The organism is Micromonospora citrea, from assembly GCF_900090315.1.
Taxonomy (GTDB): domain Bacteria; phylum Actinomycetota; class Actinomycetes; order Mycobacteriales; family Micromonosporaceae; genus Micromonospora; species Micromonospora citrea.
In genome coordinates this window covers 2,674,388-2,692,491 of the sequence record NZ_FMHZ01000002.1, presented here as the reverse complement: position 1 = coordinate 2,692,491, position 18,104 = coordinate 2,674,388, and the positions used below count along the sequence as shown (strand labels likewise).

At 73.9% G+C, this 18,104-nt stretch carries 15 protein-coding genes; 10 read left to right on the top strand and 5 right to left on the bottom strand.

Features of this window, described 5'->3' with window-relative positions:
- The first annotated feature begins 210 nt into the window (after positions 1–210).
- On the top strand, positions 211–2,022 hold the full coding sequence (locus GA0070606_RS12190) for a glycoside hydrolase family 13 protein (RefSeq protein WP_091098112.1): 1,812 nt from the start codon (positions 211–213) through the stop codon (positions 2,020–2,022).
- 130 nt (positions 2,023–2,152) lie between these two features.
- Here the strand turns inward: GA0070606_RS12190 and GA0070606_RS12185 are convergent, their stop codons facing one another.
- Positions 2,153–2,743 carry a TetR/AcrR family transcriptional regulator gene (locus GA0070606_RS12185; protein WP_176737303.1) on the bottom strand — a complete coding sequence of 197 codons (591 nt, stop codon included), beginning with the start codon at positions 2,741–2,743 and terminating at the stop codon, positions 2,153–2,155.
- Positions 2,744–2,843: 100 nt separating this feature from the next.
- Between GA0070606_RS12185 and GA0070606_RS12180 the strand changes: the two genes are divergently transcribed.
- The 9 genes from GA0070606_RS12180 to GA0070606_RS12140 all read left to right on the top strand — a co-directional run bounded on the left by GA0070606_RS12180 (position 2,844) and on the right by GA0070606_RS12140 (position 13,126).
- Complete coding sequence (locus GA0070606_RS12180) at positions 2,844–3,983, top strand: hypothetical protein (RefSeq protein WP_176737302.1); 1,140 nt, start codon at positions 2,844–2,846, stop codon at positions 3,981–3,983.
- Between the two features lie 46 nt (positions 3,984–4,029).
- A complete protein-coding gene (locus GA0070606_RS12175; RefSeq protein ID WP_091098105.1) occupies positions 4,030–4,371 on the top strand; it encodes a hypothetical protein in 342 nt (113 codons plus the stop codon).
- A 277-nt stretch (positions 4,372–4,648) separates the two neighbouring features.
- The gene (locus GA0070606_RS12170) at positions 4,649–5,713 is read left to right on the top strand and encodes a BMP family lipoprotein (protein WP_091098101.1); all 1,065 of its coding nucleotides are present in this window, start codon (positions 4,649–4,651) and stop codon (positions 5,711–5,713) included.
- Positions 5,714–5,765: 52 nt separating this feature from the next.
- On the top strand, positions 5,766–7,529 hold the full coding sequence (locus GA0070606_RS12165; protein ID WP_342672165.1) for an ABC transporter ATP-binding protein: 1,764 nt from the start codon (positions 5,766–5,768) through the stop codon (positions 7,527–7,529).
- Positions 7,530–7,551: 22 nt separating this feature from the next.
- Positions 7,552–8,913, top strand: a complete 1,362-nt coding sequence (locus tag GA0070606_RS12160) for an ABC transporter permease (protein WP_091098098.1) — start codon at positions 7,552–7,554, stop codon at positions 8,911–8,913.
- A 3-nt stretch (positions 8,914–8,916) separates the two neighbouring features.
- A complete protein-coding gene (locus GA0070606_RS12155) occupies positions 8,917–10,197 on the top strand; it encodes an ABC transporter permease (RefSeq protein WP_091098095.1) in 1,281 nt (426 codons plus the stop codon).
- Positions 10,198–10,211: 14 nt separating this feature from the next.
- Positions 10,212–10,916, top strand: coding sequence for a cytidine deaminase (locus tag GA0070606_RS12150; protein WP_091098093.1), 705 nt, complete (start codon positions 10,212–10,214; stop codon positions 10,914–10,916).
- A 135-nt stretch (positions 10,917–11,051) separates the two neighbouring features.
- A complete protein-coding gene (locus tag GA0070606_RS12145) occupies positions 11,052–12,332 on the top strand; it encodes a thymidine phosphorylase (protein WP_091098090.1) in 1,281 nt (426 codons plus the stop codon).
- 113 nt (positions 12,333–12,445) lie between these two features.
- Entirely contained in the window at positions 12,446–13,126 is a 681-nt protein-coding gene (locus tag GA0070606_RS12140; protein ID WP_091098087.1) for a DUF4272 domain-containing protein, read from the top strand.
- 94 nt (positions 13,127–13,220) lie between these two features.
- Here the strand turns inward: GA0070606_RS12140 and GA0070606_RS12135 are convergent, their stop codons facing one another.
- Genes GA0070606_RS12135 through GA0070606_RS12120 form a run of 4 tightly spaced genes read right to left on the bottom strand, consistent with a single transcriptional unit; the run spans position 13,221 to position 18,088 of the window.
- Entirely contained in the window at positions 13,221–14,096 is an 876-nt protein-coding gene (locus GA0070606_RS12135; RefSeq protein ID WP_091098082.1) for a putative RNA methyltransferase, read from the bottom strand.
- 1 nt (position 14,097) lies between these two features.
- Positions 14,098–14,742 carry a response regulator gene (locus tag GA0070606_RS12130; protein ID WP_091098079.1) on the bottom strand — a complete coding sequence of 215 codons (645 nt, stop codon included), beginning with the start codon at positions 14,740–14,742 and terminating at the stop codon, positions 14,098–14,100.
- The gene (locus GA0070606_RS32895; protein WP_091098075.1) at positions 14,730–15,947 is read right to left on the bottom strand and encodes a sensor histidine kinase; all 1,218 of its coding nucleotides are present in this window, start codon (positions 15,945–15,947) and stop codon (positions 14,730–14,732) included. Before GA0070606_RS32895 ends, GA0070606_RS12130 begins: the two co-directional genes overlap by 13 nt.
- On the bottom strand, positions 15,944–18,088 hold the full coding sequence (locus GA0070606_RS12120; protein ID WP_091098071.1) for an MMPL family transporter: 2,145 nt from the start codon (positions 18,086–18,088) through the stop codon (positions 15,944–15,946). The genes GA0070606_RS32895 and GA0070606_RS12120 overlap by 4 nt, the downstream gene beginning before the upstream one ends.
- Positions 18,089–18,104: the final 16 nt, after the last annotated feature.

The following is an 18,104-nucleotide window of genomic DNA, read 5'->3' as shown; positions in this document are numbered from 1 at the left end:
GGTCGCTCCTCGCCGAGGTCGAGGCGAGGGGTGCCGCTCCGTCGCGACCAGCCGGGTCCACCGGCGGTTGCGCGACACCGCAGAGCTGCGGCAAGGGCGTCGGCGTCCGACGTACACCGGAGCAGTCACGGATCGACCGCCGCGGCCGGGCAACCGGCCGCGGCGGGAGACCCCTTCTCTCCCAGTCCGACCGACGCGAAAGGCGCCACCATGTCCCTGTTGCCGCACCACGACGGTTCCGCCCTGTACGTGCCCGAGCAGGAGCCCGCCCTCGGCGACGTCGTCGACGTCTTCGTCCGGGTGCCGGCGGGCGCCGACGTCCGGCAGGTGCACGTGCGCACCACCGGCGACGGAGAGCCCCGCTTCACCGAGGCGGTCGTGGACCGCACCGACGGCGGCGACGTCTGGTGGCGGGTCCCCGTCGAGGCCCGCAACCCGGTCAGCAACTACCGGTTCCTGCTGACCGGCGGTCGCGGCCACCGCTGGCTCAACGCCGCCGGCATCGTGCCCCACGACGTGCCGGACAACGGCGACTTCAAGCTCGTCACGTACGCGCCGCCGCCGGCCTGGGCCCGCGACGCGGTGATCTACCAGATCTTCCCGGACCGGTTCGCCCGCTCCGCCGCCGCCGAGGGCCGCGAACTGCCGGACTGGGCGATCCCGTGCGACTGGGACACGCCGGTGATCGGGCGCGGGCCGGAGACCCCGTACCAGTTCTACGGCGGCGACCTGGACGGCATCACCGGGCGGCTGGACCACCTGGACCGGCTCGGCGTCAACACCGTCTACCTCACCCCGATCTTCCCGGCCCGCTCCAACCACCGCTACGACGCGTCCAGCTTCGACACCGTCGACCCGCTGCTCGGTGGGAACGCCGCGCTGGCCCGCCTCGCCGACGCCGTACGCGCCCGGGGCTGGCGGCTGCTGGGCGACATCACCAGCAACCACACCGGCGACGCGCACGAGTGGTTCACCAGGGCCGCCTCCGACGTGTCCGCGCCCGAGCGGGAGCTGTACTACTTCGACGAGGTCACCGGGGACTACGAGTCCTGGAACGGGGTCAAGTCGCTGCCGAAGCTGAACTGGGGCAGCGCCGAGCTGCGCCGGCGCTTCGCCACCGCCGAGGACTCGCTGCTGCGCCGCTGGCTGCGCCCGCCGTACGGGCTGGACGGCTGGCGGGTCGACGTGGCGAACATGACGGGCCGGCGGGGCGCCGACGCGTACACCCACGAGGTGGCGGCGCTGCTGCGCCGGGTGGTCGCCGAGACCCGCGCCGACGGCCTGCTGCTGGCCGAGCACGGTCACGACCACACGGGCGACCTGGACCGCGACGGCTGGCACGGGACGATGAACTACGTCGGCTTCACCGACCCGGTCTGGTCCTGGCTGCGGCACGGCGACGACCCGGTGCCGAACTTCCTCGGCACCCCGGGCGGGGTCCCGAGGCGGGACGCCGACGCCGTGCTGGCCACCATGAACGCCTACCGCTCGCTGGTCTCGTGGCGGTCGTACACGCACTCGTGGCAGCTGCTCGGCTCGCACGACTCCGCCCGGATCCGCACGGTGGTCGGCGACGCCGCGCGGCAGGAGGTCGCCGCCGGCCTGCTCGCCACCATGCCGGGCACCCCGGTGATCTTCGCCGGGGACGAGCTGGGCCTCACCGGCACCAACGGCGAGGGCTCGCGTACCCCGATGCCGTGGCACCGGCCCGAGACCTGGGACGCCGCCACGTTCGCCAGCTACCGGGCGTTGGTGGCGCTGCGCCGCGCCGAGCCCGCCCTGCGCCACGGCGGACTGCGCTGGCTGCACCACGACGCGGACACCCTGGTCTTCCTGCGGGAGGCGCCGACCGGCTCGGTGCTGGTGCTGGCCCGCCGGGCCCCCGGCGCCCCGGTGCGGCTGGTCGGCCTGCCGGCCGGCGAGAACGTCCACGGCGGCGCCCCGGCCCTCCGCCCCGACGCCGACGGCGCGGTCACCCTCCCCGCCGACGGCCCCACCTTCCAGGCCTGGCGCCTCCCCTGACCCCCACCCCCACCCCGCCCTCCCCGCCCTCGCGATCTTGCACTTGTTGCCCCGATGTAAGGGACCAATCGCCCAGATCGAGGGCAGGAAGTGCAAGATCGCGCACGTGGGGGGCGCGGGGTAGGGGTGGTCAGGGGGTGAGTAGGGCGCGGACGCCGGCGATGTAGGTGGCGCGGTCCGGTCGGCCGGTGAGCAGTTGCTGGAGGAGCCAGCCGAGGATCAGGGCCAACATGGCCGAGGCCACGGCGTCGGGGTCGGCGTCGGCGGCCACCTCGCCGGTGTCCTGGGCGCGCCGGACGAGCGCCGCGAGGTAGCCGCGGACGTGGTCGTACTTGCCGGCGACGAGAGTGGCCAACGCCCGGTCGCGCTGGGCCTCGCCCCAGACCTGGACCGCGATCCGCAGCACGCCGTCGTCGCCGAGCTGGGTCTCCACGTAGGCCAGCGCGCGGTCGAGCGCCTCGGCCAGGGGAGGCGGTGGCTCCCGGTGGCGGACCTCGTCGAGGACAGCCTCGGCACCGCCGACCGCCTCCTCGGCGATCGCGCTGATCAGATCCGCCTTGCTGGGGAAGTAGCGGTAGACGGCGCCCACCGAGAGGCCGGCCTCGGCGATCACGTCCTGCATGGTGGTGCGGTGGAAGCCCTCTCGGAGGAAGCACCGCCGCGCCGCGTCGACGATCTGGCGGCGGCGGGCGGCGAGGTGTTCCGGGGAGACGCGTGGCACGGGATACATCGTAAAGCGAACGTTCGTTCTTGACAGTCGGGCACGGAGGGGGGCAGCCTGGAGTCATAAGAGAATGAGCGTTCGTTTTAGGAGTGGACCCATGTCGACCCGCACCCGGCCGCCCCTGCCCGCCGCCCTCGGCGTCGCCGCCCTGGCGGCGGTCCTGCTGGCGCTGCTCGTGCCCCTCTTCGCGGCTCCGGCCACCCACCTGGCGCCGCGCGACCTGCCCGTCGCCGTCGCGGGGCCGGCGCCCGTCGCCGGCGACCTCGCCGCCCGCCTCGCCGCTGCGCGGCCGGGGGCCTTCGAGGTGACCACGCTGCCGGACGCCGCGGCCGCCGACCGGGCGCTGCGCGACCGACAGGTGTACGCGGCCTTCGTCGCCGGTCCGGAGGGCGTCGCCCTGCACACCGCCCCGGCCGCCAGCCCGACGGTCGCCGCGCTGCTCACCGAGGCCGCCGCCCAGTTCTCCGCGGGCCGCCCGGTGCCGGTGGTCGAGGTGGTCTCCGGCGCGCCGGACGATCCCAGGGGCGCCGGGTTCGCGGCCGGCTTCCTGCCCTTCGCGATGGCGAGCGTGCTGGCCGGCGCGCTGCTGACCCTCGTGGTCACCGGCCGGATCGCCCGGCTGCTCGGCCTGCTCGCGTTCGGGCTCCTCGCCGGGGTCGTCGGCGCGGCCGTGCTGCACGGCTGGCTCGGCGTGCTCGACGGCGACCCGCTCGCCGAGGCGGCGGCGGCCGGGCTCTTCGCGCTCGCCGCCGCCGCCACCGTGGCCGGCCTCGGGGCGCTGCTCGGCCGGCCGGGTATCGGCCTGGGCGCGCTGCTGGTCTTCCTGGTCGGCAACCCGCTCTCGGCGGTCAGCGCGGCCCCCGAGCTGCTGCCGCAGCCGTGGGGCACGGTCGGTCAGTTCCTGCCGGTGGGCGCGGGCGGCACCCTGCTCCGCTCGGTGACCTTCTTCGACGGCGCCGGATCCGGTCGGCCGCTCGCCGTGCTGGCCGGCTACGCGCTCGTCGGCCTGACCCTGGTGCTGCTGGCCCGCCGCCCCGCCGAGTCGCCGCGCCCGGCGGCCCCGGAGGCCGGCTCGCCGCTCCTGGCGGATTCGGCTGCCGGCTCGCCGCGCCCGGCCGCCTCCGCCGGTGGCTCGTCGCGTCGGGCCGACTCGGCTGGTGGTTCGTCGCGGCGGGCCGATCCCGGTGCCCGGCCCTTCCGCCCGGCCGGATCCGGGGCGGCGGTGGACACGCCCTGACGCGCCCCGCTACTACGATCCGTCGTTGGTGGGGGAGGATGTGGGCGTGGAAGCTCTCAGACTGATACTGCGCTACATCCATCTGATCGGTTTCGCCCTGCTGCTCGGCGGCGCGATCGTCCAGTACGTCAGCGGCAAGCTGCGGATCAACCCGGCCATGCTCTGGGGTGCCGTGATCATGCTGCTGACCGGCATCGGCCTCTCCGCGCCGCTGCGCGACGGTGACGAGCCGGACCCGGCGAAACTTGTTACCAAGTTGGTGCTCGCCCTGCTGATCTTCGTAATGGTCTTCTTTGCCCGCAAGCGCGACGAGGTCAACCGCGGCCACTTCCTGGCGATCGTCGGGTTGACCCTGGTCAACGCGGCGGTGGCGGTCTTCTGGCGGTAACGTTTCCGGCAGGGGGCACGCGCAGAAACGGACGTTTTCGCGACGCCCCGGTGCTCATCCACCAGCACTCAGAGTGATCTGCCCCACCTAAGGGTTACGTAGGGGTAACAGGCACTCAACAGTCGTGCACGATTGTCGGCCGGTGGGTGGGCGCGGGCGTACGCTCCCGTCCGTAACGTGGGACGCCGGCGGCGCAGCGCAGGCCGGCTCAAAGGGCTGCCACCGTGCAGGACGCGGTGTGCAATGGGAAGGAGACGTCTTGCGCTCGGTGCGTGGGATGCGGATTGCCTCGGTCTTCGCGGTGGGTGGGCTCGTGCTGAGCGCCGCCGCTTGTGGTGAGGCTCCCGAGGACAACAACAACGCCGGCAGCGGCGACAAGAAGTACAGCGCCTGCATGGTGACCGACGTCGGTGGCATCGACGACAAGTCGTTCAACACCTCGGCGTGGCAGGGCCTCGAGGCGGCCAAGAAGGCCAACGACAACATCGACATCAAGTACGTCGCGTCGAAGGCCGAGGCGGACTACGAGGTCAACCTGACCCAGTACGTCAACCAGAAGTGCGACTTCATCCTGGCCGTCGGCGGCCTGATGGGTAACGCCACCTCCAAGATCGCCAAGGCGAACCCGAACCAGCAGTTCGGCATCGTCGACGCGAAGCTGCCGGAGACCAACGTCTATCCGATGCAGTTCGACACCGCCCAGGCCGCCTTCCTCGCCGGTTACCTGGCGGCCGGCATGACCAAGACCGGCGTGGTGGGCACCTACGGCGCCGTGCCGATCCAGCCGGTCAGGATCTTCATGGACGGCTTCACCGACGGCGTCGCGCACTACAACAAGACCAAGGGCAAGACCGTCAAGGCCATCGGCTGGGACAAGGCCACCCAGGAGGGCTCCTTCACCAACTCGTTCGAGAAGCAGGACGAGGGCAAGAAGGTCAGCGACACGCTGGTCGCCCAGGGCGCCGACATCATCATGCCGGTCGCCGGCGGCGCCGGCCTCGGCACCACGGCCGCGGCCAAGGCCTCGGGCGGCAAGTACAGCGCCATCTGGGTCGACGTCGACGGCTGCGAAAGCACCTCGGACTGCTCGGCGATCCTCACCACCGTCGAGAAGAACATCCCGGACGCCGTCAAGGATGCCGTCGTCAAGGCCGCCAACGGCGAGAAGCTCTCGCACGACCCGGGCTTCCTGGGCAACCTCGCCAACAACGGTGTCGGGCTCGCCCCGTACCACGAGTTCGACAGCAAGGTCCCGGCCGAGCTGAAGGCCGAGATCGACAAGCTGAAGGCGGACATCGCCGCCGGCACCGTCAAGGTCACCTCCGCGGCCCAGCCGAAGTGAGGCACCGCCGGCCCGCCCCGGTGAGACGATCACCGGGGCGGGCCGGCGAACGGTGACAGCACGACCTTCCGGCCGCCCCGGCGTCGCGGGGACATCCCACGGCGCGCCGGGGCGGCCGATCCGCACCACCCGACGACGGCCCCGCGTCGCGAGCGGTCCGCCGGCAGCTACGCTGCACCATCGCTTCGCACTCCAGGAGGTTGCGCTGAGACTCGAACTGCGCGGCATCACCAAGCGGTTCGGTGATCTGGTCGCCAACGACCACATCGACCTGACGGTGGAGCCTGGAGAGATCCACGCCCTGCTCGGCGAGAACGGCGCGGGCAAGTCGACCCTGATGAACGTGCTCTACGGGCTCTACCAGCCCGACGAGGGCGAGATCCTGGTCGACGGCGCGCCGCTCAAGCTGCGCGGGCCGTCCGACGCGATCGCGGCCGGGATCGGCATGGTGCACCAGCACTTCATGCTGGTGCCCGTCTTCACCGTCACCGAGAACGCCATGCTCGGTTCCGAGCAGGTTCGCGGCGGCATCGTCGGCCTCCTGGACCGGCGCAAGGCCCGGCGCCAGGTCGCCGAGGTCTCCGAGCGGTACAACCTGCAGGTCGACCCGGACGCGGTGATCGAGGACCTGCCGGTCGGCATCCAGCAGCGGGTGGAGATCGTCAAGGCGCTCACCCGGGACGTCGACCTGCTCATCCTCGACGAGCCGACCGCGGTGCTCACGCCGCAGGAGACCGAGGAACTGCTCGCCGTGATGCGGTCGCTCAAGGCGGCCGGCAAGTCGATCGTCTTCATCACCCACAAGCTGGGCGAGGTCAAGGCGATCGCCGACCGGATCACCGTCATCCGGCGGGGGAAGACCGTCGGCACCGCCTCCCCCGAGGCGAGCCGCGACGAGCTGGCCGCGCTCATGGTCGGCCGCAGCGTGCGGCTCACCGTGGAGAAGGAGCCGGCCATCCCGGGCAAGCCGATCCTGGAGGTCGCCGGCCTGGTCGTCGACGACGACCGGCACATCCGGGCGGTCGACGGGGTCGACCTGACCGTGCACGCGGGCGAGGTGCTCGGCGTGGCCGGCGTGCAGGGCAACGGCCAGACCGAGCTGATCGAGGCGATCATGGGCCTGCGCCCGACGCTCGCCGGCACGATCACGCTCGACGGGCAGCCGGTCCACGGCTGGTCGACCAAGAAGGTGCTCCGCGCCGGGGTCGGCTACGTGCCGGAGGACCGCAGCGTCGACGGCCTGGTCAAGGAGTTCTCCGTCGCGGAGAACCTGGTGCTCGACATCTACGACCGGCCGCCCTTCGGCAAGGGCCTGGCGCTCAAGCCGGACGCCATCGCCTCGTCGGCGAAGGAGCGGATCGAGCAGTTCGACGTCCGCACCTCCTCGGCCGACGCGCCGGTCGGCACCCTCTCCGGCGGCAACCAGCAGAAGGTGATCGTGGCCCGGGAGCTGTCCCGGCCGCTGAAGCTCTTCATCGCCGCCCAGCCGACCCGCGGCGTCGACGTCGGGTCGATCGAGTTCATCCACAGCCGGGTCATCCGCGAGCGGGACGTCGGCACCGCCGTCATGGTGGTCTCCAGCGAGCTCGACGAGGTGATCGGCCTGGCCGACCGGATCGCCGTGATGTACCGCGGCCGGATCATCGGCATCGTCGGCCCGGACACCCCGCGCGAGGAGATCGGCCTGCTGATGGCCGGCATCACCCCCGACGCGGCGCCCGCCGCCGCGACCGGTACGACCCCGGCCGCGCCGACGGCCGACGGCGCCGCGGCGGCCCCCACCGCCGAGCGCCCTGGTAACGAGGACGAGGCATGAGCAAGCGAAGCGGAGTGCCGGCATGAGCAACCCGAACCCCGGGTCGGGCACCCCGGACAACCCGAATCCCCAGGCGGGCTCCCCCGACAAGGAGCCGGCGACAGAGGCGCAGGCCGCGCAGACCGCGCTCGGCAACACCGAGCGCGCCGAGCCGGCCACCTCGCCGAAGCGGCCGGCGCCGGAGGCGAAGCCCTCGCTGGGGCGGCTGTTCCTGGACAATCTCTGGGCCGCGAACACCTTCACGGTGACCCTGCTGTCGCTGGTCCTGGCGATGGTCGTCGGCGCGGTGCTGATGATCGTCTCCGACCCCGAGGTGCTGGCCACCTACAGCTACATCACCGCCCGGCCGTCCGACGCGCTCACCGCGAGCTGGACGCTGGTCAGCGAGGCGTACGGGAACCTCTTCAAGGGTGCCGTCTTCGACCCCGAGGCGGTCGGCTTCCAGGCCGTGATGAGCCCGATCTCCGAGACGCTCACCTACACCGCGCCGCTGGTCTTCACCGGCCTGTCGGTGGCGCTGGCGTTCCGGGGCGGCCTGTTCAACATCGGCGCCCAGGGCCAGGCCATCATGGGCGTGATCCTGGCCGCGCTGGCCGGCTTCCTGCTGCCCCTGCCGCCCGGCCTGCACCTGCTCGTCGCGGTGCTCGCCGGCGCGCTCGGCGGGGCCGTCTGGGGCTTCATCCCGGGCATCCTCAAGGCGCGCACCGGCGCCCACGAGGTGATCAACACGATCATGCTCAACTACATCGCCACGTACTTCCTGACCTGGCTCATCATGCAGAACGGCATCCAGGACCCGAACCGTACGGACGCGATCAGCCGGCCGGTCGACGCGTCGGCCCAGTTCCCCCGGCTGCTCGGCGACGGCCTGCGGGTGCACGCCGGCATCATCCTGGCGGTGCTGGCCACCTGGGCGGTCTGGTGGCTGCTGAACCGCTCCACGCTCGGCTTCGAGCTGCGCGCGGTCGGCGCCAACCCGGACGCCGCGCGGACCGCCGGCATCAGCGTCACCCGGACGTACGTCCTGATCATGGTCTTCGCCGGGATCCTGGCCGGCCTCGGCGGCTCGAACATGGTGCTCGGCTCCACCGCGAGCGCGCTGACGCCGCTGGTGATCGCCCAGATCGGCTTCGACGGCATCCTGGTGGCGCTGCTCGGCCGGGTGAAGCCGTGGGGGGTGGCGCTGGCCGCGCTGCTCTTCGGCGCGTTGCAGGCCGGCGGCAACCGGATGCAGTCCTACTCGGGGATCTCGCTGGAGCTGGTCACCGTGCTCCAGGCGCTGATCGTCATCTTCATCGCCGCGCCGGCCCTGGTGAAGGCGATCTTCCAGCTCCGGGCCGCCCGCGCCGCCCGGTTGCAGACGAGCCTGGCGAAGGGCTGGTAACTCATGTCCACCATGGCTGTCGAAGACGTCGCCGTCGCCCCCGTGGACCAGGGCTTCTGGACCCGCACCCGCAAGGTCGGCGCCGTGCTGCTCGCGCTCGGCCTGCTGGCGACAGTGCTGTTCGGGGCGCTCGCCACCGGCGAGCAGGCCCGCTTCACCCTCAGCGAGGACGCCGCCGGCGCCGCGCTGAAGATCGACGGCACGCTCGGCGCGATCCTCTTCGGCCTCGTCGCGGTCGCCGCCGGCGTCGCGATGCTCGCCGGGCTGCCGAAGCGCTGGTTCACCCTGGTGCTCGGCGTCGGCCTGGTCGGCTTCGTGCTGTCGTTCCTCTGCTGGCAGGTCTCCGCCGCGCCGGCCGGGCAGAACTTCATGCCGCTGGTCAACATCGTCCGGGGCACGTTCATCCTGGCCCTGCCGCTGATCTTCGGCGCCCTGGCCGGCGTGCTCTGCGAGCGCTCCGGCGTGGTCAACGTGGCCATCGAGGGGCAGCTGCTGATGGGCGCCTTCAGCGGCGCGCTCTTCGGCAGCCTCTCCGGCAACGTCTGGGTGGGTCTCGTCGCGGCGGCGATCGGCGGTGCGTTCATCTCGCTGCTGCTGGCCGTCTTCTCGATCCGCTACCTGGTCGACCAGGTCGTCATGGGCATCGTGCTCAACCTGCTGGCGGTCGGCGTCACCGGCTTCCTCTACGAGCGGCTGATGCAGACCGACGCGCAGAAATACAACAGCGCCCCCCGGTTCAGCAACTGGGAGATCCCGCTGCTGTCGGACATCCCGCTGCTCGGGCCGGCGCTGTTCCGGGGCAACATCTTCCTCTACCTCGGCCTGCTGCTGGTGCTGGTCATCCACATCGCGCTGTTCCGCACCCGGTGGGGTCTGCGTACCCGCTCGGTCGGCGAGCACCCGACCGCCGCCGACACCCTGGGCGTCAAGGTGCTCGGGCTGCGCTACCGCAACGTGCTGCTCGCCGGGGTGGTGGCCGGCATCGGCGGCGCGTCCTACACGCTGGCGCTCTACTCGTTCACCAAGAACATGATCGGCGGCAAGGGCTTCATCGCCCTCGCCGCGCTGATCTTCGGCCGGTGGAGCCCGACGGGGGCGCTGCTCGCGGCGCTCTTCTTCGGCTTCGCCGACCAGCTCGCCACCTACCTCGGCGCCATCAACAGCGCGATCCCGAGCCAGTTCCTGGCCATGCTGCCCTACCTGGCGACGATCCTGGCCGTGGCCGGGCTGGTCGGCCGGGTGCGGGCGCCGGCCGCCGACGGCAAGCCGTACATCAAGGGCTGACGGGGGAGTAACCCATGGAGATCGACTGGGAGCGGCTGCGGGCCGCCGCCACCGAGGTGATGCGGCACGCGTACGTGCCGTACTCGAAGTTCCCGGTCGGGGCGGCCGCGCTGGTCGACGACGGCCGGGTGGTGGTCGGCTGCAACGTGGAGAACGCCGCGTACGGCGTGGTGCTCTGCGCCGAGTGCGGCGTCGTCTCCTCGCTGCACGCCACCGGGGGCGGCCGGATCGTGGCCCTCTCCTGCGTCGACGCCACCGGCGAGCCGCTGATGCCGTGCGGCCGGTGCCGCCAGCTGCTGTGGGAGCAGGGCGGGCCGGAGTGCCTCATCGAGGCGAAGGACGGCCCGCTGCGGATGGCGGAGCTGCTGCCGCACGCCTTCGACGTGGCCGACCTGGAGGCGGTGACCGGGGAGGCGCCGGTGCCCGTGGTGCCGGATCGGCTGGCCGCCTGGCGTGGGCGCGGCACGGTCTTCGTGCACCCCGACCTGTCCGCCGGCCAGCAGGTCTGGACGGCCTACTGGGAGCGGTCGGCGGGCGACGACGAGAGTGCCGAGACCGGCGTGCTGGAGGAGGGGCCGAGCTGGGGCGACCCGGCCGAGGCGATCACGTGGGGGCTGGCCCGTACGCCCCGGGTCGTGGTCGTGGACGCCTCGGGCGCGATCTTCTGGGCCGGCGAGGGTGAGCCACCGATGGAGATCCCTGCCCGCTGGGGTGGTTGAGCTTGGAGCGGCCCGGGCCGACCGTGCCCGGCTCCGGGCGGTCAGGCTTGATCCCTTCGCCGGGCACGGTCGGCCCGAGCCCTCGGTGGGCACGGCCCGTCGACCCGTTTCGCAACGATCGATAGGAACTCAAAGGTGAGTGCTTTCACGGCGATCGACGTCATCCGGACCAAGCGGGACGGGGGGGTGCTCTCCGACGCGCAGATCGACTGGGTGGTGGACGCGTACACCCGGGGGCTGGTGGCCGACGAGCAGATGTCGGCGCTGGCCATGGCGATCCTGCTGCGCGGCATGACGCCGACGGAGATCGCCCGCTGGACCGCCGCGATGATCGCCAGCGGGGAGCGGCTCGACCTCTCCGCCGTCGACCGGCCGACCGTCGACAAGCACTCCACCGGCGGCGTCGGCGACAAGATCACTCTTCCGCTCACCCCGCTGGTGGCGGCGTGCGGCGCGGCCGTGCCGCAGCTCAGCGGGCGTGGCCTCGGGCACACCGGCGGCACGCTGGACAAGCTGGAGTCCGTCCCCGGCTGGCGGGCGGCGCTGAGCAACGACGAGTTCATCGCCCAGCTCCGGGACGTGGGCGCGGTGATCTGCGCGGCCGGCGACGGGCTCGCCCCGGCCGACCGCAAGCTGTACGCGCTGCGCGACGTGACCGGCACCGTCGAGGCCGTCCCGCTGATCGCCAGCTCGATCATGAGCAAGAAGATCGCCGAGGGCACCGGCGCGCTGGTGCTCGACGTGAAGGTCGGCTCCGGCGCGTTCATGAAGTCCGTCGAGCAGGCCCGCGAGCTGGCCCGCACGATGGTCGAGCTGGGCGGCGCCCACGGCGTACGGACCGTCGCGCTGCTCACCGACATGTCCACCCCGCTGGGCCTGACGATCGGCAACGCCGTCGAGGTGACCGAGTCGGTCGAGGTGCTGGCCGGCGGCGGCCCCGCCGACGTGGTCGAGCTGACCCTGGCGCTGGCCCGCGAGATGCTCGACGCGGCGGGGCTGCCCGACGCCGACCCGGAGGCCGCGCTGCGCGACGGCCGGGCGATGGACTCGTGGCGCGCGATGATCCGCGCCCAGGGCGGTGACCCGGACGCCCCGATGCCGACCGCGAACGAGGTCGAGGTGGTGCGCGCCGACACGGACGGCTTCGTCGCCTCGATCGACGCGTACGACATGGGGATCGCCGCGTGGCGGCTCGGCGCCGGGCGGGCCCGCAAGGAGGACCCGGTAAGCGTGCCGGCGGGCGTCGTGCTGCACAAGCGCCCGGGCGACCCGGTGCGCGCCGGCGACCCCCTGTACGAGCTGCGCGCCGAGCATGCCGCCCGGATCCCCGCCGCCCGGGACGACGCCGCGCGGGCGGTGCGGATCTCGTCGTCGGCGCCCACCGCTACGCCGCTGGTCATCGAGCGGATCGGCTGAGCGCGGCGGTCGCCCGGGGCGGCGTGGTGCCGCTCGGCCCGGACCGCTATCCTGCCTGGCCAAGGGGGGACAAACCGGCGCCGAGTCGTCGCGAGCAGACAGGAACCTTCGCCGTGACCGTACCTGCCCCCGATCCACGGGAGGTGCGTGAGGCGAGCCTGGACGAGCTGTCCCGGCTGCGTCTCCCGCTGCCGCCACCCCAGTTCCCGCTCGTGTGGGAGCCCGGCGACCAGATCGAGCTCCGCTCCACGGTGGAGATCGAGGCCCGCATCGCGGTGCTGCACCTCATCCTGGCCCGCTGCTTCGGGATGCCGCCGCAGGCCGCGATGAGCTGGCTGCTCACGTCGCACCTCGTCGACATGGTCACGCCACCGGAGTTCCAGTTCGTCACCGGCGGCAAGGGCGACCACCGCTCGTTCGTGCTGCACCACGACGCGCTGTTCGCGCTGGCCTGGGTGCTCGGCCTGACCAAGCAGCTCGACCCGACGCTGCCGGTGGACGAGCGGCTGGTCGAGCGGATGCCGCACATCGCGGACGGGGAGACCTTCGGTCAGTGGCGCGCCCGGATCCTCGCCGCGCCGCAGCATCCCGCCGACGCGGCGGCCCTGCTCGACCTGCACTACTGCCTGGACTGGGCGTACCTGGAGACGGAGCGGGCCGGCCGGACGCCGCCCGGCCTGGTGGACGCCAACGCGATCGGCCAGCGCCGCTGGGCGCTGGAGTGGGCGGTGATCCTGCGGGGGCCCTACCACGACGAGCCGCCGGGCTGGGAAGAGGTCGACCTCTCCACCTGACGGCGGGCGACGCGCCGTGCGGGGTCAGCATGGCGGCGCGGGGGACGCGCGGGGTCGGGTCAGCGTGGCGGCGCGGGGGACGCGCCGGGTCGGGTCAGCGTGGCGCCGGGTGCCAGACGGTCAGCCGCACCGCGACGGTCACCCGGACCGGTTCGGGCAGCGCGGCGATCCGGGTGGCGAGCCCGGCCGGGTCGGTGTGCCAGGCGCTGGGGCCCATCCCGACCAGCGTGGCGACCTCCGGCCCGGTCAGCGCCAGCTCCCGCCGGTGCTCGGCCGCCGCCACCTCGATGAAGTGCCCGCCGAGGCTGTCGGCGACCCGGTCCGCCTTGTCGGGGTCGACGCGGAGCAGGCCGAGCGCGCCGACCAGCTCGGTGAGGTGGTCGGCGGCCGGCGTCACCACCAGCAGGGTCCCCGCCGGGGCGAGGACCCGGTGGAACTCCGCGCCGTTGCGCGGGGCGAAGACGTTGAGCAGCACCGCGGCGTCGGCGTCGGCCAGCGGCAGCCGCTGCCAGGTGTCGGCCAGCGCCGCCGCCGCGTGGGGGTGGGCCCGCGCGGCCCGGCGCAGCGCCGGCTTCGACACGTCCAGGGCCAGGCCCACGGCGTCCGGCAGCGCCGCCAGCACCGCCGCGAGGTGCCGGCCCGTCCCCGCCCCGGCGTCCACCACCAGGGGGTACGCCTCCGGCCGCGCCGCGCGCACCCGGTCGGCGGCGTCCGCAGCGGCGGCGGCGAGGGCCGACGAGATCAGGTCGTAGTGCCCGGCGGCCAGGAAGTCGGCGCGGGCGGCCACCATCTCGGCGGTGTCCCCGGCGTGCGGGGCGCGGCCGGCGAGGAGGTTGACGTAGCCCTGCCGGGCGACGTCGAAGCTGTGCCGGCGGGGGCAGCGCAGCGCGCGGGCGGTCCCGGCGGCGGCCTCGGCCAGCGGCTCGGCGCAGACCGGGCAGCGGAGCCGGTCGACGATGCGGGCGTCCACGTCAGGCGTCCAGATAGGTCAGCACCGCGCGGACCCGGCGGTGGTCGTCGTCGCAGTCGCGCAGGTCGAGCTTCGCGAAGATCGAGTTGATGTGCTTGCTGACCGCCTTCTCGGTGATCACCAGGCGTTGCGCGATCGCGCCGTTCGAGCGGCCCTCGGCCATCAGGGACAGCACCTCGTGCTCGCGCGGGGTCAGCCGGCGCAGCGGCGCGGCCCGGGCCGGCCGGGCGAGGAGCTGCGAGACCACCTCCGGGTCCATCGCCATCCCGCCCCCGGCCACCCCGTGCACGGCGGAGACGAACTGCGCGACGTCGGCCACCCGGTCCTTGAGCAGGTAGCCCACCGCGCCCGCGCCGTCGGAGAGCAGCTCCCGGGCGTAGAGCTGCTCGACGTACTGGGAGAGGACCAGCACCGGCAGGCCGGGGATCCGCTCGCGGGCGGCCAGCGCGGCCCGCAGCCCCTCGTCGGTGTGGGTCGGGGGAAGGCGGACGTCCACCACCGCCACGTCGGGGCGGTGCTCCAGCAGGGCGGCGAGCAGCTCGTCGCCGGTCTCCACGGCGGCCACCACCTCGTCGCCGTACGCGGTGAGCAGGCGGATCAGCCCGTCGCGCAGCAGCGCCAGGTCCTCGGCGATCACGACTCGCACGGCAGCTCCACGTCGACAACCGTAGGCCCACCGGCCGGCGAGCTGATCCGGACCCGGCCGTCGAAGGCGGCGAGCCGCCGGCGGATGCCGGCCAGCCCGGTGCCCCGCTCCGGGTCGGCGCCGCCCCGGCCGTCGTCGGAGACGGTCAGCGCGACCGTGTCGTCCAGCCGGCGCAGCCGCACCGCCACCCGGGCCGCCCCACTGTGTCGGGCGGCGTTGGTGAGCAGCTCGGCGACGGTGAAGTAGAGCGCCGACTCCAGCGGCGGCGCCAGCCGGTCGGGCAGGTCGACGTCCAGGTCGACGGGGAGGGCGGCGCCGAGGGCGAGGGCGGCGACGCCGCCGGCGAGCCCCCGGTCGGCGAGCACCGGCGGGTGGATGCCGCGGACCACGTCGCGCAGCTCGGACAGGGCGGTGCCGGCGCTCGTACGGGCCTCGGCGACCAGCCCGCGAGCCGCCTCCGGGTCGCGGGCCAGCAACTCCTCGGCGAGGCCGAGGTTCATCGCCATCGCCACCAGCCGGGCCTGCGCGCCGTCGTGCAGGTCCCGCTCGATCCGGCGCAGCTCGGCGGCCTGCGCGTCGACGGTCTGCGCCCGGGTGTCGGTCAGCTCCTCCACCCGCTCGACGAGGGCCGCGCGGGCGGTCGGCGCGAGCAGCGCCCGGGTCAGCCGGTCGTCCAGGTGGAGCAGCCCCCGGGGCAGCCAGTACGCCCCGACACCCACCAGCAGCGCGGGCACCATGGCGAGCGCGGCGTTGCCCGGGGAGTCGATCGGCACGCCGAGGTAGTTGTCGACCGCGCCGGGCGCAACCGTGTGGATCAGCGGCAGGGCGAGGCCCTGGGCGGCGCCGAGCCAGAGCCCCACGGCCAGCGCCAGGGCGACCGGGGCGAAGCAGAAGTGCGCGAACAGGAACGCCAGGTCCCGGTAGGTGGCGGGGTCGCCGGCCGCCGTCCGCAGCCGGGCCACCAGCGGCCCGGCCACCGGCCGGTACGGGGACCGGACCGGCGGGCCGGGCAGCCGGTGGCGCTGCCGGTCCAGCAGCTCACGGGTGCCGGCGAGGGTGCGGTCGAGCAGTGGCAGGCCGACGCCGAGCAGACTGAGCCCGGCGGTCAGGAGGGTGGCCAGGAAGCATCCGAGGCCCAGACAGGCCAGCCCCGCCGCGACGGCCAGCCGCCCCAGCTCCCGCCACGCCCGCCGCACCCCGCTCACCGGGCCATTGTCCTAGCCGGCGCGACGGCCTCCGACGGGGCGGACGTCGGTGCGACGCCCGCCGGCAGTGTCGCGGGGCGGGTCCGCGCCGGCCAGAAGGCCGCCCGGCCGGTGAGGGCGGCCGCCGCCGGCACCAGCAGCCAGGACAGGCCGAAGGTGGCGATCAGTACGCCGACGGCGACGGCGAACCCGATCTGGGCCATCATCGGCGACGCGACGAGCACCCCGAAGCTGCCCGCCAGGATCACCCCGGCCGCGGCGACCGCCGGGCCGGCCCGGCGTACCGCCTCCTCGGCGGCCTGCCGGGGCGAGCGGCCGGCGCGCAGTTCCTCCCGCAGCCGGGCGATCATCAGGATGTTGTAGTCGGTGCCGATCGCGGTGACGAAGAGGAACACGACCAGCGGCAGCTGGAAGTTGAGCCCGGGCTGGCCGCCGACGACCTGGAACGCCAGCACGCTGGTGCCGAGGGTGGCGGCGAAACCGAGCGCGACGGCGGCGAGCAGGCCCAGCGAGGCGAGCAGCCCGCGCAGCATGAGCAGCAGGAGCAGGCCGATAAGCCCGGCGGCCACGGGGAAGACCCGCCGCAGGTCCTCGTCGAGCACGGCGCGGACGTCGGCGAAGGTGGCGGTCTCCCCGCCGACGTACGCGCGGGTGCCGGGCGGCGCCGCGGCGTGCGCCGCCGGCCGCAACTGGGACTCCACCGCGTCGATCGCCCGCTGCGAGTACGGCGGCTCGGCCAGCAGCAGCCGCACCCGCGCCACGCCGTCGACGATCTCGACGCCGGCCGGGGCCGCCACGATCGGCACCTCGCCGAGCCGTTCGGCGAACCGCTCGGCGCCGGCCGCGTCCACCCCGGCGCCGGTGAGGTAGACGTCGGTGGGGGAGAGGGTCCCGGCGGGCAGCCCCGAGCGGAGCCAGTCCAGGGCCTCGGCCGACTCGGAGCCGGTCGGCAGCGCGTCGAGCTCGTAGCTCGGCCGGTGGTGCAGCGCGCCGAGGCCGAGCAGCGCGAGCGCGGCGACCGTGGTCAGCACCACCCGGGCGGGCCGGCGGGCGACCAGCCGGCCGGCGCGGGCCGCCCGTCCGTTCCGCGCGGCGGCGTCGTCGCCCGACGCGACGAGCTTTGCCGGCCAGTACGCCCGCCGCCCGAGCAGCGAGTAGACCGCGGGGAACAGGGTCAGCGCGGCGGCCACCATGAGCAGGACGGCGACGGCCAGGGCCGGCCCGAGCACCTGGAAGGAGGCGAGCCGGGAGAGCACCAGCGCGCCGAACGCCACCGCCACGACCAGGGCGGACACGGTGACCGCGCCGCCGATCCGGCCGACCGCGTGGACCATCGCGGCGCGCCGGTCCTCGCCGGCCCGGAGCCGTTCCCGGTAGCGGAAGAGCAGGAAGACCGCGTAGTCGGTGCCGATGCCGAGCAGGACGACCGGGAGCAGGCCCGTGGTGGAGGCGTCCAGGGCGTACCCGAAGACCTTTCCGCCGAGGGCGAGCAGGCCGGTGGCGGCCTGCGCCACCAGCAGCACCAGGAACAGGTTGAGCAGCGCGATCGTCGGGCTGCGGAAGACGACGAGCAGCAGGACCAGGATCACCAGCATCATGGCGCCGTTGACGATCATGTCGAGCAGGAAGCTGTCGGCGGCGCCGGCGGCCTCGCCGGTCCAGCCGGCGACCAGGCCGCTGCCGGCCAGCGCGTCGTCGGTGGCGTCCCGCAGTCTCCCGACGGCCTGGATGGTGGCCTCGTCGTGCGCGTCGCCGGTCAGGCGTGCCTCGGCCAGCCGCAGCCGCCCGTCCGGGGCGGTCGCGCCCGGGGTCACCCCGGTGACGCCGGCGACCCGCAGTTCCTGCGGCAGCCCGTCGATCCGGGCGCTGTCGTCGGGGGTCAACGGCGCCCCGTCGGCCCGGCGGACGACCAGCACCGCGCTGGTGCCCGGCTGGTCGGGGAAGATCCGGGCGGCGATGCCGGCGGCCCGTGCGGACTCGTAGCGGGCCGGCAGGAAGTCGGCCTGGCTGTCGGCGGGGCGTGGGCCCGCCGGCCCGTAGACGGCGAAGGTGGCGGCGGTCAGCGCGGCGATGGCGAGCAGCCAGCCAGCGATCACCCGCCCCGGACGGCGGACCACCGCTGTGGCCAATGTCGTGAACACGTGCGACTCTCCCCGC